The organism is Streptomyces hundungensis, assembly GCF_003627815.1.
Taxonomy (GTDB): Bacteria; Actinomycetota; Actinomycetes; order Streptomycetales; family Streptomycetaceae; genus Streptomyces; species Streptomyces hundungensis_A.
In genome coordinates, this window is the sequence record NZ_CP032698.1 from 6,859,026 (window position 1) to 6,885,734 (window position 26,709).

Here is a 26,709-nt window from a genome sequence, read left to right on the forward strand (position 1 = left end):
GGTTTCAGTCCCGGGCGAGTTCGGCCTCGGCGGCGGCCAGGGCGGCGAACTCCTCCTCGGGCGCGTGGGCGACCAGACGGTGGCGACTGTAGAAGGCGAAGTAGGCCAGCGCGATCGCGTAGACACCCAGCGCGATGAAGGCCGCGTCCCGGTCCACCAGGAACGTGGCCACCAGCGCGAAGAGCGCGAGGACGAAGGCGACGGAGGAGGTCAGGACGCCGCCGGGGGTGCGGTAGGGCCGCTCCAGGTCCGGCTCGCGCCGGCGCAGCACCAGGTGCGAGAGGGCCATCAGGGCGTAGGAGATGGTGGCGCCGAACACCGCCACGTTCAGCATGCGGCCGCCGTTGCCGCTCCAGGCCGCGAGCGCGAAGCCGATCGCGCCGGGGATCAGCAGGCCCAGATAGGGCGACTTGCGGCGGCTGGTCAGGGAGAGGAAGCGGGGCAGATAGCCCGCCCTGGACAGGGCGAAGAGCTGGCGCGAACCCGCGAAGATCAGTGAGAAGAACGAGGCCACCAGGCCCGCGAGCCCCGCGTAGTTGACGAAGCGGCTCAGGGCGGTCGGGCCGCCGTCGCCCTGGAGCGCCACGACCAGCGGGTTGCCCGCGTCCTTGAGGGCGGCCGAGCCGTGTGCCCCGGTCGCCGCGAAGAAGGTGACCACGGCCAGCAGCACCAGGACCGAAAGCGAGATGGCGAGCGCGCGCGGCATGGAGCGCACCGGGTCCTTGGCCTCCTCGGCCGCCAGCGGCACCCCCTCGACGCCGAGGAAGAACCACATGCCGAAGGGGAACGCGGCCCAGATGCCGAGCACCCCGAACGGCAGCCAGGTGCTGGAGCCGAGCGCGGAGGCGTCCACCGGGATGTCGTTGAGCCGGGAGGCGTCGAAGTCGGTGAAGGCGCCGACGGCGAAGACCAGCAGGGCGGCGACCGCGATCGCCGTGACCACGAGGCTGAAGCGCAGCGCCTCGCCCACGCCCCACAAGTGGATCCCGATGAAGATCGCGAAGCAGGCGAGGTACACGGGCCAGCCGGAGGTGAGCCCGAACAGGCCGAGCGATTCGACGTAGTCGCCGATGAAGAGCGAGATCGCGGCGGGCGCCAGGATGTACTCGATGAGGATCGCGGTGCCGGTCAGAAAGCCGCCCCAGGTGCCGAGCGCCCGGCGCGCGAAGCCGTAACCGCCGCCCGCGGTGGGCAGGATGGCGGAGAGCTCGGCCAGCGAGAACACCAGGCAGGCGTACATGACGCCCATCAGGGCGGTGGCCGTGGCGAGCCCGCCGAAGCCGCCCTTGGACAGTCCGATGTTCCAGCCGGAGAAGTCGCCCGAGACCACATAGGCGACGCCGAGCCCGGTGAGCAGCAGCCACCCGGCGCTGCCGCGCCGCAGGGTGCGCCGGTGCAGATAGTCGTCCTCGGCGGAGGTGGGCGGTGCGGTGCGGAGGTCGGTGCGCTCGGCCATGAGCCGCTCCAGATGATCGTCGAGAGAGATCAGGTCAATGGTTCGGCTGCATACCTTTGCTGGAGGGCAGGGGGATGCGCAAGGGGTGGACGTAAAACCGCGGTTACGGAAAACGCCGGGGCGCGCGACCCGGCTCGGCGCGGCGGCCACGCGGGTGGCGATCTCGCCCGGGTGGGAGCGCGGCCCGGGCGGGAGTGCGGCCCGACCGCTCAGGTCAGGAAGCCGCGCAGCAGCGCCGCCGTGCCCCCGCAGTGCTCGCGCATCACCTCGCGCGCCCCATCCGCGTCGCCGTCGAGCACCGCCTCGACCAGCGCGGTGTGCTGGTGCTGGGAGTGCTCCAGATTGCGCACCAGGAGCGGAATGCAGTCCAGGAGGTCGTTGACGGTGGCCCGCACCGCCGCGTACTGGGCGGTGAGCGTCGGCGAACCCGAGAGCTCGGCCAGCGTGAGGTGGAGCAGGGTGTCCTGGCGGCGGTAGTCGGTGAGTTCGGCGTCGTGGGTGGCGGTGAGCGCGGAGCGCAGGCGCTCGGCGCCGGCCCCGTCGAGCCCGTGCGCCGCGCACAGCCCGGCCGCGCCGACCTCCAGGACCTCCCGGAACCGCAGGATGTCCTCGACGTCGACCGAGGCGACGCGCCGGCGCAGCTCGTCCTCGCCGCCCCCGTCCGGCCGGGGCAGCACGAACGTGCCGCCGTACCGGCCGCGCCGGCTCTCCACCAGGCCCTGGTCCTGGAGCACCTTGAGCACCTCGCGCAGGGTGACCCGGCTGATCCCCATCCGCTCGGCCAACTCCCGCTCGGCGGGCAGCCGTTCACCGGCCGGGACGAGACCCAGACGCAGCAGTTGGAGAATCTGCTCCAGCGCCTCCTCGAAGCCGTTCCCGGCCCGTACGGTGCGCAGCACGGGGACGAACGGGTCCGGTGCGCGGCCCTGCGGGCGCCCCGCCGAGTCGATCTTCTTCGCCACGTCGTGGATTCCCCTTCCCAATCAATGGTTCTACCCCATACCTTATGGCTCTCGGCTGACCCAAGGAGGAGCTTCCCGTGGCAGACCGCACACCCCCGCTCGCGCTCGATGAGCTGCGCGCCCTCGTCGCGAGCGGTGAGATCGACACTGTCGTCCTCGCCTTCCCCGATATGCAAGGGCGGTTGCAGGGCAAGCGCTTCGCCGCCGGATTCTTCCTCGACGAGGTCCTGGCCCACGGCACCGAAGGCTGCAACTACCTGCTCGCCGTCGACACCGAGATGAACACGGTCGACGGCTACGCGATGTCGTCCTGGGAGCGCGGCTACGGCGACTTCGCCATGCGCGCCGACCCGGCCACACTGCGCCGCGTGCCCTGGAACGAGGGCACCGCGATGCTCATCGCCGACCTCGGCTGGAACGACGGCACCCCGGTCGTCGCGGCCCCCCGCCAGATCCTCCGCCGCCAACTGGAGCGTCTGGCCGAGCTCGGCTACACCGCCCAGGTCGGCACCGAGCTGGAGTTCATCGTCTTCAAGGACAGCTACGAGCAGGCCTGGGACGCCGGCTACAAGGGCCTCACCCCGGCCAACCAGTACAACATCGACTACTCGGTGCTCGGCACCGGCCGCATCGAGCCGCTCCTCCGCCGCATCCGCAACGAGATGCAGGCCGCGGGGCTCACCGTCGAGTCCGCCAAGGGCGAGTGCAACCCGGGCCAGCACGAGATCGTCTTCCGCTACGACGAGGCCCTGGTCACCTGTGACCAGCACGCCATCTACAAGACGGGCGCCAAGGAGATCGCGGCCCAGGAGGGCGTGTCGCTCACCTTCATGGCCAAGTACGACCAGCGCGAGGGCAACTCCTGCCACATCCACCTCTCGCTCACCGATGAGGACGGCCGCAATGTGATGGCGGGCGACGGACCCGATCACATGTCGCCGGTGATGCGCCACTTCCTGGCCGGACAGCTCGCCGCGCTGCGCGACTTCTCCCTGCTGTACGCGCCGAACATCAACTCCTACAAGCGCTTCCAGCCGGGCTCCTTCGCCCCCACCGCCGTCGCCTGGGGGCACGACAACCGCACCTGCGCCCTACGCGTCGTCGGCCACGGCGCCGCGACCCGCTTCGAGAACCGCCTCCCTGGCGGCGACGTCAACCCGCACCTCGCCGTCGCCGGACTCGTCGCGGCCGGCCTGTACGGCATCGAGAACAAGCTGGAGCTGCCCGAGGCCTGCACCGGCAACGCCTACACCGGCGACTACGCCCACGTCCCCACCACCCTGCGCGAGGCCGCCGAGCTGTGGGAGAACAGCCCCATCGCCCGGGCCGCCTTCGGGGACGAGGTCGTGGCGCACTACCGCAACATGGCGCGGGTCGAGCTCGACGCGTTCGACGCCGCGGTGACCGACTGGGAGCTGCGCCGCTCCTTCGAACGCCTGTGAGGAACGACGTGTCCACCGCATACGAACTTCAGGTGCTCAACCCGGCCACCGAGGAAGTGATCGCTACCGTCCCGGGAGCCACCCCGGCCGACGTCGACGCCGCGGTCGTACGGGCCCGCGCCGCCCAGCACCGCTGGGCCGCCGCGGCCCCCGCCGACCGGGCCCGGCTGCTGCGCCGCTTCGCGGCCCTCGTCGACGAACACGTCGAGGAACTGGCCCGGTTGGAGGTGCGCGAGGCCGGCCACACCATCGGCAACGCCCGCTGGGAGGCCGGCAACGTCCGCGATCTGCTCGACTTCTCGGCCGGGGGAGTGGAGCGCCTGAGTGGCCGTCAGATCCCGGTCGCGGGAGGCCTCGACATCACCCTCCTCGAACCGCTCGGCGTGATCGGCGTCATCGCCCCCTGGAACTTCCCGATGCCGATCGCCGCCTGGGGAACCGCCCCCGCGCTCGCGGCCGGCAACGCGGTGATCCTCAAGCCCGCCGAGACCACCCCGCTCACCGCCCTTCGCCTGGCCGAACTCGCCCTGGAAGCCGGGCTTCCCGAAGGCCTCTTCCAGGTGCTGCCGGGAGCGGGCGCCATCGCGGGGAACGCCCTGGTGGAACACCCCGGCGTCGCGAAGATCGTCTTCACCGGCTCGACCCGGGTCGGCAAGCAGATCATGGCCACGTGCGCCGAGCGCGTGAAGCGGGTGACCCTCGAACTCGGAGGCAAGAGCCCCAACATCGTCTTCGCGGACGCCGACATCGAGGCGGCCGCGGCCGCCACCCCCATGTCCTTCCTCGACAACTCCGGCCAGGACTGCTGCGCCCGCACCCGCATCCTGGTCCAGCGCACCGCGTACGACCGCTTCATGGACCTGCTCGGCCCCGGGATCGAGCAGATCGTGGTCGGCGACCCGTCGGACGAGAAGACGCAGATGGGCCCGTTGATCTCACGCGTCCAACTGGAGCGGGTCCGCTCCTATGTCGCCGACGACGCGCCGGGCCTGCGCGGCAGCGCGCCCGAGGGGCCCGGGTTCTGGTTCCCGCCGACCGTCCTGACCGGGCTCGACCCGGACGCGCCCGCCGCCGTCGAGGAGGTCTTCGGGCCGGTCGCGGTCGTCCTGCCCTTCGAGGACGAGGAGGACGCGGTGCGGCTCGCCAACGCCACCGAGTACGGGCTCTCCGGGTCGATCTGGACCCGGGACGTGGGCCGCGCGCTGCGCGTCTCGCGGGCCGTCGCGGCCGGCAACCTCTCCGTCAACTCCCATTCCAGCGTGCGCTATTCGACCCCCTTCGGCGGCTACAAGCAGTCCGGCCTCGGCCGCGAGCTCGGCCCCGACGCCCTCACCGCATTCACCGAGACCAAGAACGTCTTCATCAGCACGGAGGCCTGAGCACCCATGACCGACGACACCGCAACGACCTCGGGGGGCTCCCCCCGGACCCCCGTCTGCCGCCGCCTGGTCGGCCGCACCGCCGTCATCACCGGAGCCGGCAGCGGCATCGGCCTCGCCACCGCCCGGCGCCTGGCCGCCGAGGGCGCCCACGTGGTGTGCGGCGACATCGACGAGCGCGCCGGAAAGGCCGCGGCCGAAGCCGTCGGCGGCACCTTCGTCCGGGTCGACGTCACCGACCAGGAGCAGGTCGAGGCCCTCTTCAAGACGGCCTTCGACACCTACGGCAGCGTCGACATCGCGTTCAACAACGCGGGCATCTCGCCGCCCGACGACGACTCCATCCTCACCACCGGGCTCGACGCCTGGCGCCGCGTCCAGGAGGTCAACCTCACCTCCGTCTATCTGTGCTGCAAGGCCGCGCTGCCGTACATGCAGCGCCAGGGCCGGGGCTCCATCATCAACACCGCCTCGTTCGTGGCCGTCATGGGCGCGGCCACCTCGCAGATCTCCTACACCGCCTCCAAGGGCGGCGTGCTCGCCATGTCCCGCGAGCTCGGTGTGCAGTTCGCCCGCGAGGGCATTCGCGTCAACGCGCTGTGCCCGGGCCCGGTCAACACCCCGCTGCTCCAGGAGCTGTTCGCCAAGGACCCGGAGCGCGCGGCGCGCCGTCTGGTGCACATTCCGGCGGGCCGGTTCGCCGAGGCCGACGAGATCGCCGCCGCCGTCGCCTTCCTCGCCAGCGACGACTCCTCGTTCATCAACGCCACCGACTTCCTGGTGGACGGCGGCATCTCCGGGGCGTACGTCACCCCCCTCTAGGACCGTCCACCCCGGTTGTTCACCCCGGGGTCACCCACCCGGCAGCCGGGCGTCGCACGACGCCCGGCTGTGCTGTCTACCGTCCGCGATGATCCACCCGACGACAGGAGTCCGCCAGCGTGTCCACGTCCAGCACCGCCCGGCGCCTGCCGGTCCTCGCCGCGGCCCTCTCCCTGGCCGCCGCCGGCCTTGCCGCCGCCCAGCCCGCCGAGGCGCGGACGCCCCACTGTCCCCAACTGACCGTCTCCGACGGGTGGTACGGGGACAACCAGGCCCGCATCCAGGACCTGATCGACACCTACGGGACGTGCGGTGCGGGCGCGGGCCACGGCAAGAAGCCGGTCGCAGTCTTCGACTGGGACAACACCGTCGTCAAGAACGACGTCGGCGACGCCACGATGTACTGGCTGCTGCGCAACTCCAAGATCCAGCGCCCGGTGCGCGGGGACTGGCACACCACCAGCCGCTATCTGACCGACGACGCGGCGACGTCCCTCGCCGCCGCCTGCCCGGCCGGCCGCTCCACCACCCTGCCGACCGCCACCGACACCCGGTGCGCCGATGAGATGCTCGCGGTCTACGGCGAGGGCAGGACCGGCAAGGGCGCCCCCGCCTTCGCCGGCTACGACCGCCGCACCATCGAGCCCTCCTACGCCTGGCTCGCCCAGCTCCTGCACGGCTGGACCCCGGCCCAGGTCAGGGCCTTCGCGAGCGCGGCCCGCACCCAGAACCTCAACGCGCCGGCCGACGCCGTCCAGACCGTGGGCAGCAACACCAGGGCGACGGCGTGGGTGCGCTACTACGACCAGCAGCGCGACCTGATCCGCACGCTGAAGAAGGCGGGCTTCGACGTCTGGATCACCTCCGCCTCGCCCGAGCCCGTCGTCGACGCCTGGGCGCGCGGCGCGGGCGTCGAGCCGGACCACGCCATCGGCATCCGCTCCACCACCGAGCACGGCCGCATCACCTCCCACCTCAAGGGCTGCGGCGCCGCCAAGGACGGCGACGACTCGATGATCACCTACATCGACGGCAAGCGCTGCTGGATCAACCAGGAGATCTTCGGCGTGCGGGGCGCCGCCGCCGAGAAGGTCCAACCCGCCACCAGGCGCCAGGTGTTCGCGGCCGGCGACTCCGACACCGACGTCTCCTTCCTGCGCGACGCCACCGGGCTGCGGCTCGTCCTGAACCGCAACAAGAACGAGCTGATGTGCCGGGCGTACGACGACAGCGACGGCCGTTGGATCGTGAACCCGATGTTCATCGAGCCCAAGGGCCAAAAAGCGGCGCCCTACCCCTGCGCGACCACCGGCTACACCGACCACGACGGCACCGCGGCCCCCGTGCGCCGCGCCGACGGCTCGGTCGTCCCGAACCAGCGGGACACGGTGTACGGCGGCTGAGCACGGTCCTAGGGTGTGGGCCATGAGCATGACGACCCCGCCCGGCTGGTACCCGGACCCGGGCGCGCCCGGCACCGAACGCTGGTGGGACGGCGCCACCTGGAGCGCCCACACCCGGCCGGTGGCGGGCCGGTCCTTCGGGCCGCCGCAGCCGGTCACGCCGGTGACCGCGGTGACCGCGCCCGCCGTACGGCGACGCCGGCCGCTGGTGGTCGCCGGGTTCGCCGCCGTGGTCCTGGCGGCCGCGGTCGCCGGCGGGTTCGCCGTCCTCGGCGGCCCGGACGACGAACCGCGCACCACCGGCGCGAGCAGGAGCGCCACCGCCCCGCAGGTCGTCAACTCCCCGTCCGCGCGCCCTGGTTCGGGGCCTTCGGACGATCCCCACACCTTGGTCGACCAGCTCAACGGCATCACCCTGCCCATCCCGGACGGCTGGGAGAAGAGCGACGACATGGTGGGCGAACTCCTCACCATGGTGACGAAGGACACCTATGACTGCCCCGGCGGCTCGGGGTTCTGCCACCACGGCAAGGTCACCACGTCGACGGCGACCGCGAGCGACCTCAAGACCGCCGAAGCCGTCGCCCGGCACGACATCGCGGACGCCGCGAACGACGCCTACGACCACGACGCGGTGGGCACCCGCCTCTACAACGGCATCACCGCGCACCACGAGGTGAAGTCCGGCCCCGTGGTGGTCGACGGCCGCACCGGATACCTGGTGCGCTGGCAGGTCACGACCGGCTCGGGACCCGGCGGTTACGTCGAGTCGCTCGCCTTCCCCTCCACGGTGGGCAGCGAGGCGATGGTCATCGCGCGATTCGCCTTCGACGCGGGTCCCGACGGACCGCCGCTCGCGCTCATGGACACCATCACGCGCGGCATCGTGCCCCTCGGCGGCGGCGGGAACGGCGGAGTCGGCACCAGCCTGCCCCCTCCGTCCCCGTGACCGGCGGGCCTACAGGCTCCGTCCCCGTGACCGGCGGGCCTACAGGCTCCGTCCCCGTGACCGGCGGGCCTACAGGAAGGTCTGCCCCTCACCCCGGTACGTCGGCACGGTCGCCGTCACCCGGTCGCCCTCGACGAGGCTCAACTGCGCGAAGCGCTCGCACAGTTCACCCGCCTTGGCGTGCCGGAACCACACCTTGTCGCCGATCAGGAGATCGTCCGCCGCGGACCCCAGCAGCGGCGTCTGCACCTCACCGGCGCCCTCCTGCCCGTCATAGCGCAGCCCTTCCGGCAGATACGGCACCGGCAGCCGGTCCGCGCCGGGCGCACCCGACGCGGGATAGCCCCCGCCGAGCACGGTGACGACACCGACACCCGGCCGGCGCACCACCGGCTGGGCGAACAGCGCGGCCGGACGCCCGCTGAACGACGTGTAGTTGTCGAAGAGGCGCGGCACGTAGAGCCCCGAACCCGCGGCGATCTCGGTCACCGCCGCCTCGGCCGCGGTGTGCTGCACACTGCCGGTGCCGCCGCCGTTGACGAACTCCAGGTCCGGTGCGACCGCCCGCACCGCACGCACCACCTCGGCGCGACGCGCCGCCAGCTCCTTGCGTGCCGCGCTCTGCATCAGACGGATCGCGCGCGAGCGCAGCGGACTGCCCGCCACCGCGTCCCCGACCCCGGCGACATGACCCTCGTACGCCATCAGACCCACCAGCCGGAACCCGGGTCGGCGCGCCACCGCGCGGGCCAGCTCGGCGAGTTGGGCGGGGGTGCGCAGGGGGGAGCGGCGGGCACCGACGCGCACCCGGCCGCCGAACAGCTGGAGCGAGGTGTCCAGTTCCAGACAGACCCGCACCTCCAGGCCCCCGCCCTCGCGCGCCCCGTCCACGAGGTCGAGCTGGGCCGGATCGTCCACCATCACCGTGACGGCTTCGGCCAGCTTGGGGTCCGAGGTCAGTTCGGCGAAGCGGGCCCGGTCGGCGGACGGATAGGCGAGCAGCACGTCCTCGAACCCGGCCCGCGCCAGCCACAGCGACTCGGCGAGCGTGAACGACATGATCCCGGCGAACCCGGGCCGCGTCAGCACCCGCTCGAGGAGCGCACGACACCGTACCGACTTGCTGGCCACCCGGATCGGCTTGCCGGCCGCCCGGCGGACCAGGTCGTCCGCGTTGGCGTCGAACGCCTCCAGATCGACGATGGCCAGGGGCGCATCGAGATGAGCGGTCGTCCGGTCGTACCGGGCGCGGTCAGCGGCGCGGGGTGTCATGGCGGAAGCCTGCCAGAACGGGTTACCACAAGGTAGGGGAGGACGGGGCGGATGTGCCCGGCGGTGGCGGGCGGCCGGGGTCGATGCGGACGCGGATCCCGGCCGGTCTGCGTTCGCACGGGATCAGCCCGTAGAGTGACGCCCTGGCGGTAACGGGCTGAGCTGGACGGCAAGAGGGGCACAAGGGGGGCGGATGACCACCGACGCACGACCCCCGAGCTCCCCTCAACCACCGCCGCCCGCACCACAAGCGCAGCCCTTCGACGCCCCCGCCGCGGGTGCCCCGGCACCGACGTCCGAAGAGGCGGCGGACCGCCTCCGCTCCGCCCTCGACCTGATCGATCCGGGACCGGTCCTGCCCAACACCCCCATATCGCCCGCGCCTTCGGCCCCGCGCCCTCCCGCGATACCCCCGCCGCCCGCCGCCCCGCCCAGGCCGTTGCTCCCCCCGGAGCCGCTCTCCGACGAGCCGGGCCCGCTGCGGCCGGTGCCCGCGCGCCGGCCCGGGCGCGTGGCGGCCGCGATGATCTGCGCGGTGCTCGGCACCGGCCTCATCGGCGGGGCCGCCGCCGGCACCTGGCTCGACCACGACTCCGACGGGCCCACCGCCACCAACACCTACACGGCCGCCCGCGAGCTGTGGCACAGCGTGCCCGTCGACACCCTCTTCCCGCGCACCATCCGCGGCACAGGCGCGGGCCCCGGGGGCGCCGACCGCGAGTGGACCCGCGTCGGGGTCGCGCCGGACAGCGGATGCGCGGACGCCCTCGACCCGCTGCTGCTCACGGTCCTCCAACCGGTCGGCTGCGCCCGCATGGTGCGCGCCACCTACACCGATGCCACCCACAGCGGGGTGACCACCGTCGGCCTGGTCTTCACCGAGGGCGAACCCGCCGCGATGGCCGCCCTGGCGAACCGGTTCAGCACCGAGAAGCTGGGCGCCCGCTCCGATCTGATGCCGCGCGCCTACCCCGTCAAGGGCACCGCCGCCGCCGCGTTCGGCGACAAGCAGCGGGCGAGCTGGACGATCCGGGTCCTCACCGACGCGCCCGTGGTGGTGACCGCCACCTCCGGCTTCGCCGACGGCCGCCGCTTCGCCGCCCCCCAGTCCGCCGAGCAGGCCACGGCCGGCGGCGCGAGCGGACCCGTCGCCGAATCGGGTCTCGGCCATGACGCCAAGGGCATCGCCGACACCGTCGAACGCGGCTTGCGCAAGAAGGCCGCCGCCAGCCCGGAGCCCGCCCCATGAACCGAACCTCCGCGACCGGGACCTCTGCGCCCGGAACGTCCGGGACCCGAACCTCCAGGACCCGAACCTCCAGGGCCCGAACCTCTGCGACCGGGGCCTCCGCGGCCCGAACCACCGGGGCCCGAACCTCCGCGACCGGGGCCTCCGTTGGCGTGACCGCGCCCTCCTGGCCCGCGTCCGTTCCGGCCGGCTCCGCCCCCCGGCTGCCGCGCCGCGTCGCCGCCCTCGCCTCGGTGGCCGTGCTCACCCTGCTGCTCTCCGCCGCGCCGGCCCACGCCGACGGCATCCGGGACCGGCAGTGGGAGCTGGCGGCCATGCACACCGAGCAGGCGTGGCGTACGACCAAGGGCGCGGGCGTCACCGTCGCCGTTCTGGACACCGGGGTCGACGGCAGCCATCCCGACCTCGCCGGGCAGGTGCTGCCCGGCAACGACCTCATCGGGTTCGGGGCCGGGCAGGGCAGCCGCGACTGGGCCCGGCACGGCACCGCCATGGCCGGCATCGTGGCGGGCCACGGCCACGGCACGGGGAACCGAGCGGGGGTCCTCGGCATCGCCCCCGAGGCCAAGATCCTGCCGGTCCGGGTCATCCTGGAGTCCACCGACCCGGCCCGCAAACAGGCCCGCGAGACCAAGGGCGGCGCCCTGGCCGCGGGCATCCGCTGGGCCGCAGACAACGGCGCCGACGTCATCAACCTCTCGCTCGGCGACGACAGCGCGTCCGCACACCCCGAACCCGGCGAGGACGCCGCGATCCAGTACGCGCTTCTCAAGGGCGCCGTCGTCGTGGCCTCCGCGGGCAACGGCGGCGACCAGGGCGACCACATCTCCTACCCGGCCGCCTACCCGGGCGTCATCGCGGTGGCCGCCGTCGACAAGAACGGCACCCACGCCTCCTTCTCCACCCGGCGCTGGTACGCCACCGTCAGCGCCCCCGGCGTGGACGTCGTCATAGCCGACCCGGACCGCAAGTACTACGAGGGCTGGGGCACCAGCGCCGCCTCCGCGTTCGTCTCCGGCGCCGTCGCCCTGGTCCGTGCCGCGCACCCCGGACTCACCCCGGCACAGATCAAGCAGCTCCTTGAGGACACCGCCCGCAACGCCCCCGAGGGCGGCCGCGACGACGCCCGCGGCTACGGCATGATCGACCCGGCCGCCGCCCTCGCCGCCGCGGCCGAGCTGAAGCCCGCGGGGCTGCGCCCGGAGTCCGCGGCGTACGGCACGACGTACCTCGGGGGCGGCCCGGACGCGGCCGTCGCCTCCGACGACCCGGCGAACTGGCTGGCCCCCCTCTCGGCGGGCGGCGGCGTCCTGCTGCTCGGCGCCGGGGTGGCGCTCTGGCGCTCCACCCGGGTCAGGACCCCGCGCGAGTGGCTCTGAGCCGACGGGCCGCGGGAGCACGGCGAAAGGGCCCGGCTAGGCTCGTGACGTGGCGCTCAAGAACATTCCGGATTCCGGCTTCTCCGACGACGACGGCACTGCCGCCCCCGAACTGACCGAGGCGCTGGCCGCCTGGACGAAGGACCGATCGGCCGAGCCGCGGGTCCTCGCCGCCCTGCGCACGGCCAGACTGCTCGTGCCCGTGGTGGCGATGCTCGGCGAGAGCGAGATCGACGAGAACGGCCTGAAGCGCGAAAAAACCAGCGACATGGCGGTCCCCACGCTGAAGGCGGGCGACCGCACGGCGCTGCCCGCGTTCACCTCGATCGAGGCGCTGGCGCTGTGGGACCCCGCGGCCCGGCCGGTCGCCGTGCCGCTGCACCAGGCCCTCGCGGCGGCCGTGCACGAGAAGGCGGACACCGTGGTCATCGACCTCGCGGGCCCGGTGGCGTACGAACTGAAGGGCGCGGCCCTGCTCGCCCTCGCGGAGGGACGTGACAGCGCGGACCCGCTCCAGGACCCCTCGGTGATCGAGGCGGTGCGCTCGGCGGTGGCCGCCGTACCCGCCGTGGTCCGCGCCCACCTCGGCCCCGGCAGCGCGGACGGCACGCTCGCCCTGGTGCTCGCCGAGGGCGCGGTGCCCGCCGAGGCGGGGCGCCGGGTGGCCGAGCTGATCGCCGCCGACGAGACCCTGCGCGCCCGCCTCGTCGAGGGCCTCGACCTCGCTCTGCTGCCGCCCGGCGCCCCACAGCCGAACGAGCCGCTCTTCACCCGGTGAGGTGAGGAGCGGCCCGTTCGGCAGGCAGGCAGGCGGGTGGGCGGGCTCAGCCGAAGACGGCGCCCGTGTACTTCTCGCCCGGGCCCTGGCCCGGCGCGTCCGGCACGATGGACGCCTCGCGGAACGCCAGCTGAAGCGACTTGAGGCCGTCCCGCAGCGGGGCGGCGTGGAACGACGAGATCTCGGTCGCCCCGGCGTCGAGCAGCCCGGCCAGGGCGTGCACCAGCTTGCGGGCCTCGTCGAGGTCCTTGTACTGGTCGCCCTCCTCGGTCAGACCGAGCTTCACGGCGGCGGCGCTCATCAGGTTGACGGCGACCGTCACGATCACCTCGACCGCGGGAACCTCCGCGATGTCGCGGGCCATGGTGTCGAAGTCTGCGGTTTCATTGGGGGGCGTCTCACTCATGCCCACACGATATGCGGTGCGCGCGCCCCCTCCTCCCGCGCACTCGATTAGCCCGCCCGTCCCGTTGCTGCTAGCCTTGTGTAACGACCGGCCAGGCACGTGTGCCCGGCCCACAAGTGGAGGCTCCGATCTCCCACCCGACCACCCTCACGGGAGGCGGGTCTTCCGGTCAGGTGGCCCCCATCGTTCCGTACGGACGATGGAGCCGCCCGATGTGCGCCCCGCGGTGGACCGCGGCGGTGTTCCGGTTTTCTTGGAGCCCCGCCTGTGTCCGTCCGGGGCATTTTTTGTGCCTTCCGGCGGTTGGTCACGTCACTAGAGACATACGCGGCTGTCCCCCAGACAGTCGTGTGGTGCTACTGAGGAGGATCCATCAGCGCCGAGCCCCGCATCAACGACCGGATTCGCGTCCCCGAGGTCCGACTTGTCGGCCCCAGCGGCGAGCAGGTCGGAATTGTTCCGCTTGCCAAGGCCCTGGAGCTCGCCCAGGAGTATGACCTCGACCTGGTCGAGGTCGCGGCGACCGCCCGTCCGCCCGTGTGCAAGCTCATGGACTACGGGAAGTTCAAGTACGAGTCGGCCATGAAGGCCCGTGAGGCGCGCAAGAACCAGGCGCACACGGTCATCAAGGAGATGAAGCTCCGGCCGAAGATCGACCCGCACGACTACGACACCAAAAAGGGTCACGTCGTCCGGTTCCTCAAGCAGGGCGACAAGGTCAAGATCACGATCATGTTCCGTGGTCGTGAGCAGTCCCGGCCGGAGCTCGGCTACCGACTGCTCCAGCGCCTCGCTTCGGACGTGGAGGACCTCGGCTTCGTCGAGTCCAGCCCGAAGCAGGACGGCCGAAACATGATCATGGTCCTCGGTCCGCACAAGAAGAAGACCGAGGCGATGGCCGAAGCCCGCGAGGCCCAGGCGGCCCGCAAGGCGGAGCGCCAGGGTCAGGCGGCCACGTCGGACGAGTCCGTCGAGGACGAGTCCGTGGCCGAGGCGCCCGCCGCCGAAGCCGTGGCCGAGGAACACCCCGCCGAGGCCTGATTCCGGGACAGCCCGTTCCGGATATCAACCGATACATATGACGCTCCCGAGCGCCGGTCCCCGGACCGGCTGGGAGCGCCACTGACGAGGAGATAACGGCGCTATGCCGAAGAACAAGTCGCACAGCGGTGCCAGCAAGCGCTTCAAGATCACGGGCTCCGGCAAGGTGCTCCGTGAGCGTGCCGGCAAGCGCCACCTGCTCGAGCACAAGTCGTCCAAGAAGACCCGCTCGCTGACGGGCACGGTCGTCCTGGCTCCGGCCGACGCCAAGAAGGTCAAGAAGCTTCTCGGCAAGTGACGTTCCTCCGCCTCCGCTCGCCGGAGGCGGAACGTCGAGACCGGGACCTATTCGATTTCGGGTCGTGTGAGTCCAACCACGGCCCCGCTACAAGGAGTTAACAAGTGGCACGCGTCAAGCGGGCAGTCAACGCCCACAAGAAGCGCCGGGCAATTCTCGAGGCGGCCTCCGGCTACCGTGGTCAGCGTTCGCGCCTGTACCGCAAGGCCAAGGAGCAGGTCACCCACTCGCTGGTCTACAACTACAACGACCGCAAGAAGCGCAAGGGCGACTTCCGTCAGCTGTGGATCCAGCGCATCAACGCCGCTGCCCGCCAGAACGGCATGACCTACAACCGCCTCATCCAGGGTCTGAAGGCCGCCAACATCGAGGTGGACCGCAAGATCCTCGCGGAGCTGGCCGTCAACGACGCCAACGCGTTCGCGGCGCTCGTCGAGGTGGCCCAGAAGGCGCTTCCGAGCGATGTCAACGCTCCGAAGGCCGCGTAAGCGCCTGACGGCTGGTTGAGCCGGACCGGACCCGCAGGCCGTTGGCCTGCGGGTCCGGGTGCGTTCCGGGCATCTCCGGGTGCCTGGCCCCCGGACCCCCTCCGTGGACTGCGTCCCCTGCGCCCCCGTTTTCGCCTGCGGGTTGTGGGTGGCTTGTTGCGCAGTTCCCCGCGCCCCTAGCGTCGTTTTCGGCTGCGGGCCGGCTTGTGGCTGGTCGCGCAGTTCCTCGCGCCCCTAACCCCGTTTTTGGCTGCGGGTCGCTTGTGGCTGGTCGCGCAGTTCCTCGCGCCCCTAACCCCGTTTTTGGCTGTCGCGCGGTTCCTCGTGGCCCTTGGAAAGCTCGCGTTGCTCGGTGCCCCACGCCCAGGGGCCGTCCCTTCCGACCCACCTCGTAGAGAGACCGCTTACATGTCCAGCCCCGAGCTGATCTCCCCGCGCTCCCCCCGCGTCGCCGCCGCACGGCGGCTCGCGCGGCGTAATTTTCGGGGGAAGGAGCGGCGGTTCATCGCCGAGGGGCCGCAGGCCGTTCGGGAGGCCGTGGGGCATCGCAGTGGTGGTGAGGCCACGCTCGTCGAGCTGTTCGCCACCGTGGAGGCCGCCGAGCGGTACGCCGACATCGTGGCCGCCGCGTTGGAGGCGGGGGCCCGCGTCCACTACGCCGACGACGAGGTGCTCGCCGAGGTCTCGCAGACCGTCACCCCGCAGGGCCTGGTCGGCGTGTGCCGCTTCCTGGACTCGCCGTTCGAGGAGATCCTCCGCGCCGAGCCCCGGCTCGTCGCCGTGCTCGCGCACGTCCGCGACCCCGGGAACGCCGGCACCGTACTGCGCTGCGCGGACGCCGCAGGCGCCGACGCGGTCGTTCTGACCGATGCCTCCGTCGACCTCTACAACCCCAAGTCCGTGCGCGCCTCGGTCGGTTCGCTCTTCCATCTGCCGGTCGCCGTGGGCGTCCCCGTGGAGCAGGCCGTCCAGGGGCTGCGGGACGCGGGCGTCCGCATCCTGGCGGCCGACGGCGCGGGCGAGGACGACCTCGACGCCGAGCTGGACGCGGGAACGATGGGCGGCCCCACCGCCTGGATCTTCGGCAACGAGGCCTGGGGCCTGCCCGAGGAGACCCGCGCACTCGCGGACGCCGTGGTACGCGTGCCCATCCACGGCAAGGCCGAAAGCCTCAACCTCGCCACCGCCGCGGCCGTGTGCCTCTACGCCTCCGCTCGTGCGCAGCGTGCTGCCGGAGGGTGCCGCTCCGTGACCTCGTACTAGTAGTGTTGCGGGCCCGGGGGCCCACTCAGCGCTTCGGGAGGTGGGATAGGGGGATGGCTGTCGGCATGAGCAGCAACGGCAACAGCATCGCGCTGTGTCCGTCCGGCGGTCCCGACGTCCTCGGCTTCGACCCCGACGACCTGCCCGACGGCATCGTGGTCGCCGACGACACGGGCCGGGTCATCTGCTTCAACGCCGCCGCCGTGCGGATCACGGCCATCGCGAAGCACGAGGCGGTCGGCTTCCCGCTGGAGCGGGCGCTGCCCCTGGAGGACCTCAAGGGCCGGCGCTGGTGGCAGCTCACCGACCCCTACGGCGGCCTCGCCATCCGGGTCGGCCAGCCCGAACGCAATCTGCTGCTGCCCGGCGGCCGCGAAGTGCTGGTCTCCGCGCGCTACGTACGCGAACGTCCGAGGGGACCCGTGCGCCGGGTCGTGGTGAGCCTGCGCTCCACCGAGGCCCGGCGGCGTACGGAACGGTCGCACGCCGAGCTGATCGCCACCGTCGCCCACGAGCTGCGCTCTCCCCTGACCTCCGTCAAGGGGTTCACCGCGACGCTGCTCGCCAAGTGGGAGCGGTTCACGGACGACCAGAAGCGGCTCATGCTGGAGACGGTCGACGCCGACGCCAACCGCGTCACCCGGCTCATCGCCGAGCTCCTGGACATCTCGCGCATCGACTCGGGCCGCCTCGAAGTGCGCCGTCAGCCGGTCGACATCCCGGCCGCCGTCGGCCGCCACCTCCAGGCCCACGTCGCCTCCGGCCAGACCCCGGACCGCTTCCTGGTGCGCGTACAGCGGCCGCTGCCCGATCTGTGGGCCGACCCCGACAAGATCGACCAGATCCTCGGCAACCTGCTGGAAAACGCGGTGCGCCACGGCGAGGGAACCGTCACCATTGAGGTGGCGCCCGCGCCGGTCCGTATCGACGAGCACGACGAGAAGGGAACGGCCGTCACCGTGAGCGACGAAGGTCCCGGCATCCCCGAGGAGTCGATGGGCCGTGTCTTCACCCGCTTCTGGCGGGGGAGCAAGCGCGGCGGGACCGGGCTCGGCCTGTACATCGTGAAGGGCATCGTCGAGGCGCACGGCGGCACCATCGCGGTCGGGCGGGGGCCCGGCGGCGGCGCCCAGTTCCGATTTATCCTGCCCGTCGGCGCTCCGGCGTATCTCCAGTAGATCGCCCTTCGAGCCGCCCACGGGCGCAACCGCATGCACGCACCCCGTTAGACTCGACTTTTGGCGCGTTTGTGTCCGCGCGCCATCGCGGAATCGCAGTCACGGTCGCGGGGACCCCCGGCCTGGGGGCACCTCCCAGCGTCAGCTGGGGGACAATCGGAAGCACGGGAAGAGATGTCGGCACCTAACAAGTCGTACGACCCTGTTGAGGTCGAGGCGCTGAAACCGGAAGAGATCGAGCGCATGCGGGACGAGGCGCTCGCCGCCTTCGCGGCCGCCGGCGACCTCGACGCACTCGCCCAGGCGAAGACCGCGCACACCGGTGGCACCTCGCCCCTCTCGCTCGCCAACCGCGAGATCGGCGCGCTGCCGCCGCAGGCCAAGGCCGCCGCCGGCAAGCTCGTGGGCATGGCCCGCGGCGCCGTGAACAAGGCCCTGGCCGCCCGCCAGGCCGAGCTTGAGGACGAGCGGGACGCCCGGGTCCTGGTCGAGGAGGCGGTGGACGTCACCCTGCCCCACGACCGTGTGCCGGCCGGCGCCCGCCACCCGCTGACCACGCTCTCCGAGCGCATCGAGGACGTCTTCGTGGCCATGGGCTACGAGGTCGCCGAGGGCCCCGAGGCCGAGGCCGAGTGGTTCACCTTCGACGCGCTCAACATCGGCCCGGACCACCCGGCCCGCACCGAGCACGACACGTTCTTCGTGCAGGGCCGGGAGGGCACCGAGGGCGCCGCCAACTCCGGCGTCGTGCTGCGCACCCACACCTCGCCCGTGCAGATCCGCTCGCTGCTCCACCGCGAGCCGCCGGTGTACGTGATCTGCCCCGGCCGGGTCTACCGCACCGACGAGCTGGACGCCACGCACAGCCCGGTCTTCCGCCAGGTCGAGCTGCTCGCCGTGGACGAGGGCCTGACCATGGCCGACCTCAAGGGCACCCTCGACCACATGGTCAAGGCGCTCTTCGGCGAGGGCATCGAGACGCGGCTGCGGCCGAACTTCTTCCCCTTCACCGAGCCGTCCGCCGAGATGGACATGGTCTGTTACGTCTGCCGCGGCGCGTCCGTCGGCAACCCGGACCGTCCCTGCCGCACCTGCTCCAGCGAGGGCTGGATCGAGCTCGGCGGCTGCGGCATGGTCAACCCGAAGGTGCTCACCGCCTGCGGTGTGGACCCCGAGAAGTACAGCGGATTCGCCTTCGGCTTCGGCATCGAGCGCATGCTGATGTTCCGCCACAACGTAGAAGACATGCGAGACATGGTCGAGGGTGACGTTCGGTTCACCCGGCCGTTCGGGATGGAGATCTGATGCGGGTCCCGCTTTCCTGGCTGCGGGAGTACGTCGACCTCCCCGCCACCGAGACCGGCCGCGATGTGCAGGCCAAGCTCGTCGACGCAGGCCTTGAGGTCGAGACCGTCGAGCAGCTCGGCGCCGGGCTCAAGGGCCCGCTCGTCGTCGGCAAGGTCCTCACCATCGAGGAGCTGGAGGGCTTCAAGAAGCCCATCCGTTTCTGCACCGTGGACGTCGGCATGGCCAACGGCACCGGTGAGCCGCAGGAGATCGTCTGCGGCGCCCGCAACTTCGCGGTCGGCGACAAGGTGGTCGTGGTGCTGCCCGGCGCCGTGCTGCCCGGCGACTTCGCGATCGCCGCGCGCAAGACGTACGGCCGGACCTCGCACGGCATGATCTGCTCCAGCGACGAGCTCGGCATGGGCCCGGACCCCTCGGGCGGCATCATCGTGCTGCCGCCCGAGCACGAGGCCGGCACCGACGCCATCGCGCTGCTCGAACTCGTCGACGAGGTCCTGGACATCGCGGTCACCGCCAACCGCGGCGACTGCCTGTCGGTGCGCGGCGTGGCCCGCGAGACCGCCATCGCCTACGGTCTGCCGCTGCGCGACCCGGCGCTGCTCGACGTGCCCGCGCCCAACTCCTACGGCTACCCGGTCAAGGTCGCCGACCCGATCGGCTGCGACCGCTTCACGGCGCGCACCGTGACCGGTCTCGACCCCGAGGCCCGCTCCCCGATCTGGCTCCAGCGCCGGCTCCAGAAGGCCGGGATGCGCCCGATCTCGCTCGCCGTCGACATCACCAACTACGTGATGATCGAGCTCGGCCAGCCGCTGCACGCCTACGACCGCACCCAGGTCGAAGGCCCCATCGGCGTGCGCCGCGCCGAGGCGGGCGAGCTGCTGACCACGCTGGACGGCACGAAGCGCAAGCTGGACGCCGCCGACCTCGTCATCACCGACAGCCGGGGTCCCATCGGCCTCGCCGGGGTGATGGGCGGAGCCAACACCGAGATCGCCGACTCGGTCACGGACCCCGAGACCGGTGAGGTCAGGGGCACCACCGAGGTCGTCATCGAGGCCGCCCACTTCGACGCGGTCGCCATCGCCCGCACCGCGCGCCGCCACAAGCTGAGCTCCGAGGCGTCCAAGCGCTTCGAGCGCGGCGTCGACCCGCAGGCTGCGGCCGCCGCCGCCCAGCGGACCGTCGACCTGCTCGTGCTGCTCGCGGGCGGCACGGCCGAGGCCGGCGTCACCGAGATCGTCTCGCCGTCCGCACCGCGCACCATCGCGATGCACGCCGACCACCCGGACCGCGTCGCGGGCATCGAGTACGGCCGCGAGACCGTCGTACGCCGCCTCCAGGAGGTCGGCTGCGACGCGTACGGGCAGGACGAGCTCGTCGTGACGGTGCCGTCCTGGCGCCCCGACCTCACCGAGCCGAACGACCTGGCCGAAGAGGTCATCCGCCTGGAGGGCTACGCCAACCTGCCCTCCACGCTGCCCAAGCCGCCCGCCGGACGGGGTCTGACGGAGCGTCAGCGCCTGCACCGCAGGGTCGGCCGGGCGCTCGCCGGGGCCGGGTTCACCGAGGCGCCGAGCTACCCGTTCGTCGCCGAGTCGGTCTTCGACCAGCTCCAGCTGGACGCCGAGGACCCCAACCGCGACGTCGTGAAGCTGGTCAACCCGCTCAGCGACGAGGAGCCGGCGCTGCGCACCACGCTCCTTCCGGGGCTCCTTGCCACGCTGCGCCGCAACGTCGGCCGCGGCAGCCACGACCTGGCGCTCTTCGAGACGGGCCTGGTCTTCCACCCGTCGCCGAACCCGGGCGTCGCGGCCCGGCTGCCCGTCGACCGCCGCCCCACCGACGAGGAGATCGCCGCGCTGGACGCCGTGCTGCCCGTGCAGCCGCGCCACGTGGGCGCCGTCCTGGCCGGTGCGCGCGAGCAGGCCGGCTGGTGGGGCAAGGGCCGCCCGGCCGACTGGGCCGACGCCGTCGAGGCGGCGCGTACCGTGGCCGCCGAGGCGGGGCTCGAACTCGTTGTGGAGCAGGGCCAGTACGGTCCCTGGCACCCGGGTCGCTGCGCCGAGCTGTATGTGTTCCCCGGTGGGGTGAAGACCCTGGTCGGGCACGCCGGTGAGCTGCACCCGCGTGTCGTCAAGGCGTTCGCTCTGCCTGCCCGCAGCTGTGCGATGGAGCTCGACCTCGACGCCCTGGAGCGCGCCGTCGAGGGTGTGGTCCAGGCGCCGCGCATCTCCTCCTTCCCGGTGGCCACCCAGGATGTGGCGCTCGTCGTCGACGCCTCCGTGCCGGCCGCCTCGGTGGAGAACGCGCTGCGCTCCGGCGCCGGTGAACTCCTTGAGTCCATCCGCCTGTTCGACGTCTTCAGCGGCGAGCAGGTCGGCGAGGGAAGGAAGTCGCTCGCCTATGCGCTGCGGTTCCGCGCGGCCGACCGCACCCTGACCGTCGAGGAGGCCTCGGCCGCCCGCGACGCCGCGGTCGCCCGGGCCGGCGAGCTGACGGGCGCGGTGCTGCGCGGGGCGTGATCCCCGCGAGACCACGACGTGAGGGGCACACCGGGAGTTCTCGGTGTGCCCCTCACGTCGTGGTGAACGGGCCCTGCCGCCAAGCCCGTTGGGGCCGGGTCGCGCAGGGGGCCGCCCGGGTGGTGAGGCGCCGTCGCCCTGCCGGGAGTGCCGGGCAGCGCGGACAGGGCGGACGGCGCCGGGAGCGGGCCGCCGCACTGTTCGAGGGGGAGCCGGCGGCCCGTTCGCCTCAACGGGAGGCGGTTCAGAGTCAACCGACCGGGGGCGCTCACGGGCAGAGAGCGCGGCGCATAAATGCGGGTACTCGCTTCACACCCCGTGTGAACCGCCCTCGATTAGGCTGGCCCCACCGAGCCGACGGAGGGCCCCATGCAGCCCAATACCCTGCTCGACTCCCTGGTGGACGAGGCGGGGATCTCCCACGCCGGGCTCGCGGCCCGGGTGAACCAGGCGGGACGCGCCAGAGGTCTCGCACTCAGATACGAACACACCGCGGTCGCCCGGTGGCTGAAGGGCCAACGGCCGCGCGGCCAGGTGCCCGATCTGCTCTGCGAGGTGCTGGCGGGACGGCTGCGCCGACGGGTCACCCTCGACGACATCGGCCTCGGAGTGCCGGGTGGGCCGGCCCCCGTACACGGTTCGCCGCTCGCCGGATTCGTCGAGCGGGCCACCGCCCTGTGGCGCTCCGACGAACAGCAGCGCACCCACATACTGGACGCCCCGGCCGTCACCGGAACCCCCGCCGTCATGCCCGTGTGGGAGTGGGAGAACCCGCCGGAGGACACCGATGTCTCCCGCGACGGGCAGACCGCGGTGAGCGAGTCCGACATCGAGATGCTGCGCTCGGCGCGCGAGCACTACGAGTTGATGTACCGCAAGGCGGGCGGCATCGCGACCCGCTCCCGCATCGTCGGCTTCCTCAACGCCGAGACCGCCCCCCTGCTGCGCGGTGGCTACACGGACGCCACCGGGCGCCAACTCCACCGCGCCACCGGGGGGTTGGTGGCCATCGCCGGGATTTGCGCGTACGACTCCAACGCCCAGGGCCTGGCGCAGCGTTACTTCCATCAGGCGCTGCGGCTCGCAAAGGCCAGTGGGGACACGGCACTTGGGGCCTATGTGATCGCGCTGCTCGTCAACCAGTCCCTGTTCATGCGGGACTACCGCCAGTCGGTCGCCTTCGCGGAGGCGGCCCTGCGGGCGGCCGGCGGCCGGCTGAGCCCCGCGCTCGCCGCCGATCTGCACGCCATGCAGGGCAAGGCGTACGCGCATCTGGGAGACGGGCACAGCGCGCTGTCCTCGATCAGGAGCGCGGAGTCGGCCGCCGGGCGGATCAGGCCGGGCCAGGAGCCGGCCGAGACCGGCTACGTCCAGCCCGGCCTGGTGAACGTCCAGGTGGCCGAGGCCCTGCTCAGCCTCGGCGATCTCACGGCCGCGCGCGAACAGGCCGCCCTCGCGGCCGACGCACCCTGCCACGACAGGGGCAGGGTGCACCGCCTTGCGATGCTCGCGCAGATCGAGCTGCGGCAGGGCGACGCCGACCGGGCCGTGGCCACCGCGGTCGAGATGGCGGAGCGGGCCCGGGGGATGGAGTCGCAGCGATTGCGTGACCGGCTGCGGCTGGTGCGCGAGCACCTGATCGCGAGCGGTTGCGCGGGCGCCGACGAGGCCGCCGAGCTGATCGACGGGGCACTTCGCGTTCCCCTGTAACCGTCAGCCTGCTGCGATATTGCCATCGACTTGTCGGAAGGTGGCAGAAACGTGCAGTGGACGAATCTGAACGAACAAACTGTGTATGAGAATCGCTGGTTTCGGGTCAACCTCGCGGACGTGGCGCTTCCGGACGGGCGACACCTGGACCACTTCCTGATCAGGCTGCGGCCGGTCGCCGTCGCGACCGTCGTCAACGCCGCCAACGAGGTGCTGCTGCTGTGGCGGCACCGCTTCATCACCGACAGCTGGGGCTGGGAACTGGCCGCCGGAGTCGTCGAGGACGGCGAGGACATCGAGGCCGCCGCCGCCCGGGAAATGGAGGAGGAGACCGGCTGGCGGCCGGGACCGCTCAAACCCCTGCTCACCGTCGAGCCCGCCAACGGGCTCATCGACGCCCGGCACCATCTGTTCTGGTCCGAGTCGGCCGAGTACATCGGCCACCCCCAGGACGACTTCGAGTCGTCCCGCCGTGAGTGGATACCCCTCAAGCTGGTGCCCGACATGGTCGCCCGGGGGGAGGTCCCGGCCGCCAACATGGCGGCCGGACTCCTCCTCCTGCACCATCTGCGACTGGCCGACGGCTAGCCGCGCGACCCTAGCGACCCAGGGCCTGCCAGACGGCGAGCGAGAGCGCGCCCATGGCGGTCAGCACGGTGAGGGCGGGGAGCGGCCACCTCAGATGTTCGAGGGCCGCCACCCGTCCCGCCGTCTCGGTCAGTTCACGCTCCGTCTGCTCGCCCCGCTGGGCGAGCAGCGCGAGCTGACCGTCCATGTGGGCCATGCCGACTTCCAGGCGGCGGCGTAACTCCGCCAGTTCGTCGACGCTGGTCGAATGTCCCGAGTGGGTGGACACGGTGTGGCTCCTTAGTCCTGTTCCGGACGTGCCAGGAATGTGCTGGCTCAGAGTCAACTCGCCGTGTACCAGGGGCGGGAGCGTGTGCGATGGGCATATGCGGGCTCGTGTCGCACACCGGGTGTGCGCGGCGCGAGCCCCGGCCCACGCCTCTCAGGCGTACACCCGCGTATACCGGCGTACGCCACCCTGCTCAGGCGTACGAGTAGAAACCGGACCCGGTCTTGCGGCCGAGGCGTCCGGCGTCCACCATCCGCTGGAGCAACGGGGGAGCGGCGTACAGGGGCTCCTTGTACTCGTCGTACATCGAGTCCGCGACGGAGGCGACGGTGTCCAGGCCGATGAGGTCGGACAGCTTCAGCGGACCCATCGGGTGGGCGCAGCCCAGCTCCATGCCGTTGTCGATGTCCTCACGGCTCGCGATGCCCGACTCGAACATCCGGATCGCCGAGAGCAGATACGGGATGAGCAGCGCGTTGACCACGAAGCCCGAACGGTCCTGGGCGCGGATGGCGTGCTTGCCGAGCACCTTCTCCACCAGCACCTGCGCCCGGCTGATGGTGCCCTCGGAGGTGGTGAGCGCGGGGATCAGCTCGACCAGCTTCTGCACCGGGGCCGGGTTGAAGAAGTGGATGCCGATGACCTGGTCGGGACGCGAGGTGGCGACGGCGAGCTTCACCAGCGGGATGGAGGAGGTGTTGGACGCCAAGATCGCGTCCGGGCGGGTCACCACCTGGTCGAGGATCTGGAAGATCTCGGTCTTGACCTGCTCGTTCTCCACGACGGCCTCGATCACGAGATCGCGATCGGCGAACTCGCCCAGGTCGGTGGTGAAGCTCAGACGGGCGAGCGTCGCGTCGCGCTCCTCCTCGGAGATCTTGCCGCGCTCGGCGGCCTTCGAGAGGGAGTTGTGCAGCCGGGTGCGGCCGATCTCCAGGGCCTCGCCGGTGGTCTCGGCGACCATGACGTCCAGGCCGCTGCGGGCGCACACCTCCGCGATGCCCGCGCCCATCTGGCCACAGCCCACAATTCCGACGCGTTCGATGTCGGTCACATCGTGCCTTTCGCTCTACTGCAAGTCCCCGGGCAGGTCCCCCGTGTGATTCCGGCGCCCGCCTTCGGCCCCTGACGTTACTCCGAACGCGCGCGGGCCCGTGGGTCCGGGGCGGCCACGCCGTCCGGTACACCTGGGCTCATGGGACCTGAGCGAGGGGCGAACGTGGGGCGAATCACGCGGCGGGGCTTCGTGGCGGGCACGGCCGGGGCGCTGAGCGGGCTGATCACCGCGGGTGGCACGGCCGCCGCGGACCGGGACGGCTCCCTGGAGCGGGCCGTGCGGGATGCGGCTGCGGGCCGCCCACAGGCGCGGGCCCGGGTGGGGCGGGAGGCGGGCGACGGCACGGGGGGCGAGTTCCGCGGAGTGTGGCTGGCGACCGTGGTGAACCGCGACTGGCCCTCGCGGCCGGGCCTGCCCGCCGCGGCCCAGCGGGTCGAGCTCCTGGCCCATCTGGACCGGGCGGCCGAGCGGCGCCTGAACACGGTGGTCTTTCAGGTCCGCCCCACCGCCGACGCGCTGTGGCCGTCCCCGTACGAGCCGTGGTCCCAGTGGCTGACGGGGGTGCAGGGCCAGGAGCCGGGGTGGGATCCGCTGGGCACCGCCGTCGAGGAGGCGCACCGGCGCGGGCTCGCCCTGCACGCCTGGTTCAACCCGTACCGCGTGGCCAACCACACCGACCCCGCGCGTCTCATCGCCTCCCACCCCGCACGCGTGCACCCGGAGTGGGTCGTCCCGTACGGAGGGAAGCTCTACTACAACCCGGGCCTGCCCGAGGTCCGCCGGTTCGTCGAGGACGCCATGCTGGACGCGGTCCGCCGCTACGCCATCGACGGCGTCCACTGGGACGACTACTTCTACCCCTATCCGGTGGCGGGCCAGAGCTTCGACGACGACGCGGCGTACGCCCGGCACGGCGGGGGCTTCTCCGACCGGGCCGCCTGGCGGCGCGACAACATCGACCGGCTGGTGCGGGAGACGGCCGCGAGGATCAAGGAGATCAGGCCCCAAGTCCGGTTCGGGATCAGCCCGTTCGGGGTGTGGCGCAACGCGGCGAGCGACCCGCGGGGCTCGGCGACGACGGCCGGCGCCCAGACCTACGACGACCTGTACGCCGACACCCGCGGCTGGGTGCGGGAGGAGCTCATCGACTACATCTGCCCCCAGCTGTACTGGAACATCGGGCTTGCCGCGGCCGACTACGCGGTCCTGGTGCCCTGGTGGGACGAGGTCGTGCGGGGGACCGGCGTCGAGCTGTACATCGGCGAGGCCCTGTACAAGGCGGGCGACCCGGCGCAGCCCTCGGCCTGGCAGGACCCGGCGGAGCTGTCCCGCCATCTGACCCTGGCCGGACGGTACGCCTCGGTGCGCGGCCACTGCTTCTTCGCCGCGAAGGAGGTCACGGAGGACCGGGTCGGGGCCATGGCCCGGGTCGTCGCCGACCACTACGCGGACCGAGCCCGCTGAGGGCCGGGCGGCGCGTGCGGGTAC

General features: G+C 72.2%; 24 protein-coding genes. 18 read left to right on the forward strand and 6 right to left on the reverse strand.

The genetic code is table 11. From position 1 onward, the window contains the following. Window positions 1–4: 4 nt before the first annotated feature. Window positions 5–1,456: an ethanolamine permease gene (eat, locus tag DWB77_RS30415; RefSeq protein WP_120725023.1), complete on the reverse strand. Its 1,452-nt coding sequence runs from the start codon at window positions 1,454–1,456 to the stop codon at window positions 5–7. Window positions 1,457–1,665: 209 nt separating this feature from the next. Further along, entirely contained in the window at window positions 1,666–2,418 is a 753-nt protein-coding gene (locus tag DWB77_RS30420; RefSeq protein ID WP_428985162.1) for a FadR/GntR family transcriptional regulator, read from the reverse strand. A 77-nt stretch (window positions 2,419–2,495) separates the two neighbouring features. Between DWB77_RS30420 and DWB77_RS30425 the strand changes: the two genes are divergently transcribed. The 5 genes from DWB77_RS30425 to DWB77_RS30445 all read left to right on the forward strand — a co-directional run bounded on the left by DWB77_RS30425 (window position 2,496) and on the right by DWB77_RS30445 (window position 8,413). Continuing rightward, window positions 2,496–3,860: a glutamine synthetase family protein gene (locus DWB77_RS30425; protein WP_120725025.1), complete on the forward strand. Its 1,365-nt coding sequence runs from the start codon at window positions 2,496–2,498 to the stop codon at window positions 3,858–3,860. A gap of 8 nt (window positions 3,861–3,868) precedes the next feature. After that, entirely contained in the window at window positions 3,869–5,239 is a 1,371-nt protein-coding gene (locus tag DWB77_RS30430) for an aldehyde dehydrogenase family protein (protein WP_120725027.1), read from the forward strand. Between the two features lie 6 nt (window positions 5,240–5,245). Continuing rightward, window positions 5,246–6,061, forward strand: coding sequence for a 3-oxoacyl-ACP reductase (locus tag DWB77_RS30435; protein WP_120725029.1), 816 nt, complete (start codon window positions 5,246–5,248; stop codon window positions 6,059–6,061). A gap of 119 nt (window positions 6,062–6,180) precedes the next feature. Further along, the gene (locus tag DWB77_RS30440) at window positions 6,181–7,464 is read left to right on the forward strand and encodes a haloacid dehalogenase-like hydrolase (protein ID WP_216826875.1); all 1,284 of its coding nucleotides are present in this window, start codon (window positions 6,181–6,183) and stop codon (window positions 7,462–7,464) included. Window positions 7,465–7,486: 22 nt separating this feature from the next. Beyond that, window positions 7,487–8,413, forward strand: a complete 927-nt coding sequence (locus tag DWB77_RS30445) for a DUF2510 domain-containing protein (RefSeq protein ID WP_120725031.1) — start codon at window positions 7,487–7,489, stop codon at window positions 8,411–8,413. A gap of 69 nt (window positions 8,414–8,482) precedes the next feature. Here the strand turns inward: DWB77_RS30445 and DWB77_RS30450 are convergent, their stop codons facing one another. After that, window positions 8,483–9,685 carry an amino acid deaminase/aldolase gene (locus DWB77_RS30450; RefSeq protein WP_120725033.1) on the reverse strand — a complete coding sequence of 401 codons (1,203 nt, stop codon included), beginning with the start codon at window positions 9,683–9,685 and terminating at the stop codon, window positions 8,483–8,485. A gap of 193 nt (window positions 9,686–9,878) precedes the next feature. Between DWB77_RS30450 and DWB77_RS30455 the strand changes: the two genes are divergently transcribed. The 3 genes from DWB77_RS30455 to DWB77_RS30465 all read left to right on the forward strand — a co-directional run bounded on the left by DWB77_RS30455 (window position 9,879) and on the right by DWB77_RS30465 (window position 13,091). Then, window positions 9,879–10,934, forward strand: a complete 1,056-nt coding sequence (locus DWB77_RS30455; protein ID WP_120725035.1) for a hypothetical protein — start codon at window positions 9,879–9,881, stop codon at window positions 10,932–10,934. A 152-nt stretch (window positions 10,935–11,086) separates the two neighbouring features. Further along, window positions 11,087–12,313, forward strand: a complete 1,227-nt coding sequence (mycP, locus tag DWB77_RS30460; RefSeq protein ID WP_428985163.1) for a type VII secretion-associated serine protease mycosin — start codon at window positions 11,087–11,089, stop codon at window positions 12,311–12,313. A gap of 49 nt (window positions 12,314–12,362) precedes the next feature. Then, complete coding sequence (locus tag DWB77_RS30465) at window positions 12,363–13,091, forward strand: SseB family protein (protein WP_120725039.1); 729 nt, start codon at window positions 12,363–12,365, stop codon at window positions 13,089–13,091. A gap of 46 nt (window positions 13,092–13,137) precedes the next feature. On the opposite strand, the gene DWB77_RS30470 is transcribed toward DWB77_RS30465, so the two are convergent. Next, complete coding sequence (locus DWB77_RS30470) at window positions 13,138–13,497, reverse strand: DUF1844 domain-containing protein (protein WP_120725041.1); 360 nt, start codon at window positions 13,495–13,497, stop codon at window positions 13,138–13,140. Window positions 13,498–13,869: 372 nt separating this feature from the next. Between DWB77_RS30470 and infC the strand changes: the two genes are divergently transcribed. The 9 genes from infC to DWB77_RS30520 all read left to right on the forward strand — a co-directional run bounded on the left by infC (window position 13,870) and on the right by DWB77_RS30520 (window position 23,896). Beyond that, window positions 13,870–14,538, forward strand: a complete 669-nt coding sequence (gene infC / locus DWB77_RS30475; RefSeq protein WP_216826929.1) for a translation initiation factor IF-3 — start codon at window positions 13,870–13,872, stop codon at window positions 14,536–14,538. A gap of 103 nt (window positions 14,539–14,641) precedes the next feature. Next, a complete protein-coding gene (gene rpmI / locus DWB77_RS30480; RefSeq protein ID WP_053723558.1) occupies window positions 14,642–14,836 on the forward strand; it encodes a 50S ribosomal protein L35 in 195 nt (64 codons plus the stop codon). 104 nt (window positions 14,837–14,940) lie between these two features. Beyond that, the gene (rplT, locus tag DWB77_RS30485; protein ID WP_003970214.1) at window positions 14,941–15,324 is read left to right on the forward strand and encodes a 50S ribosomal protein L20; all 384 of its coding nucleotides are present in this window, start codon (window positions 14,941–14,943) and stop codon (window positions 15,322–15,324) included. 408 nt (window positions 15,325–15,732) lie between these two features. Continuing rightward, window positions 15,733–16,587: a TrmH family RNA methyltransferase gene (locus DWB77_RS30495; RefSeq protein WP_120725045.1), complete on the forward strand. Its 855-nt coding sequence runs from the start codon at window positions 15,733–15,735 to the stop codon at window positions 16,585–16,587. 53 nt (window positions 16,588–16,640) lie between these two features. Then, window positions 16,641–17,765, forward strand: coding sequence for a sensor histidine kinase (locus DWB77_RS30500; RefSeq protein ID WP_120725046.1), 1,125 nt, complete (start codon window positions 16,641–16,643; stop codon window positions 17,763–17,765). 174 nt (window positions 17,766–17,939) lie between these two features. Further along, window positions 17,940–19,070 carry a phenylalanine--tRNA ligase subunit alpha gene (pheS, locus tag DWB77_RS30505; RefSeq protein WP_120725048.1) on the forward strand — a complete coding sequence of 377 codons (1,131 nt, stop codon included), beginning with the start codon at window positions 17,940–17,942 and terminating at the stop codon, window positions 19,068–19,070. Then, entirely contained in the window at window positions 19,070–21,598 is a 2,529-nt protein-coding gene (gene pheT, locus DWB77_RS30510) for a phenylalanine--tRNA ligase subunit beta (protein WP_120725049.1), read from the forward strand. The genes pheS and pheT overlap by 1 nt, the downstream gene beginning before the upstream one ends. A 369-nt stretch (window positions 21,599–21,967) precedes the next feature. Further along, complete coding sequence (locus DWB77_RS30515; RefSeq protein WP_120725051.1) at window positions 21,968–23,308, forward strand: transcriptional regulator; 1,341 nt, start codon at window positions 21,968–21,970, stop codon at window positions 23,306–23,308. Between the two features lie 51 nt (window positions 23,309–23,359). After that, window positions 23,360–23,896 carry an NUDIX domain-containing protein gene (locus DWB77_RS30520; RefSeq protein ID WP_120725053.1) on the forward strand — a complete coding sequence of 179 codons (537 nt, stop codon included), beginning with the start codon at window positions 23,360–23,362 and terminating at the stop codon, window positions 23,894–23,896. 10 nt (window positions 23,897–23,906) lie between these two features. On the opposite strand, the gene DWB77_RS30525 is transcribed toward DWB77_RS30520, so the two are convergent. Next, window positions 23,907–24,164, reverse strand: coding sequence for a hypothetical protein (locus DWB77_RS30525; protein WP_120725055.1), 258 nt, complete (start codon window positions 24,162–24,164; stop codon window positions 23,907–23,909). Between the two features lie 193 nt (window positions 24,165–24,357). Continuing rightward, window positions 24,358–25,218, reverse strand: a complete 861-nt coding sequence (locus DWB77_RS30530; RefSeq protein WP_120725057.1) for a 3-hydroxybutyryl-CoA dehydrogenase — start codon at window positions 25,216–25,218, stop codon at window positions 24,358–24,360. A 165-nt stretch (window positions 25,219–25,383) separates the two neighbouring features. Here DWB77_RS30530 and DWB77_RS30535 point away from each other — a divergent pair, with 165 nt between their 5' ends. Beyond that, window positions 25,384–26,685 carry a glycoside hydrolase family 10 protein gene (locus tag DWB77_RS30535; RefSeq protein ID WP_428985164.1) on the forward strand — a complete coding sequence of 434 codons (1,302 nt, stop codon included), beginning with the start codon at window positions 25,384–25,386 and terminating at the stop codon, window positions 26,683–26,685. Window positions 26,686–26,709 lie beyond the last annotated feature (24 nt).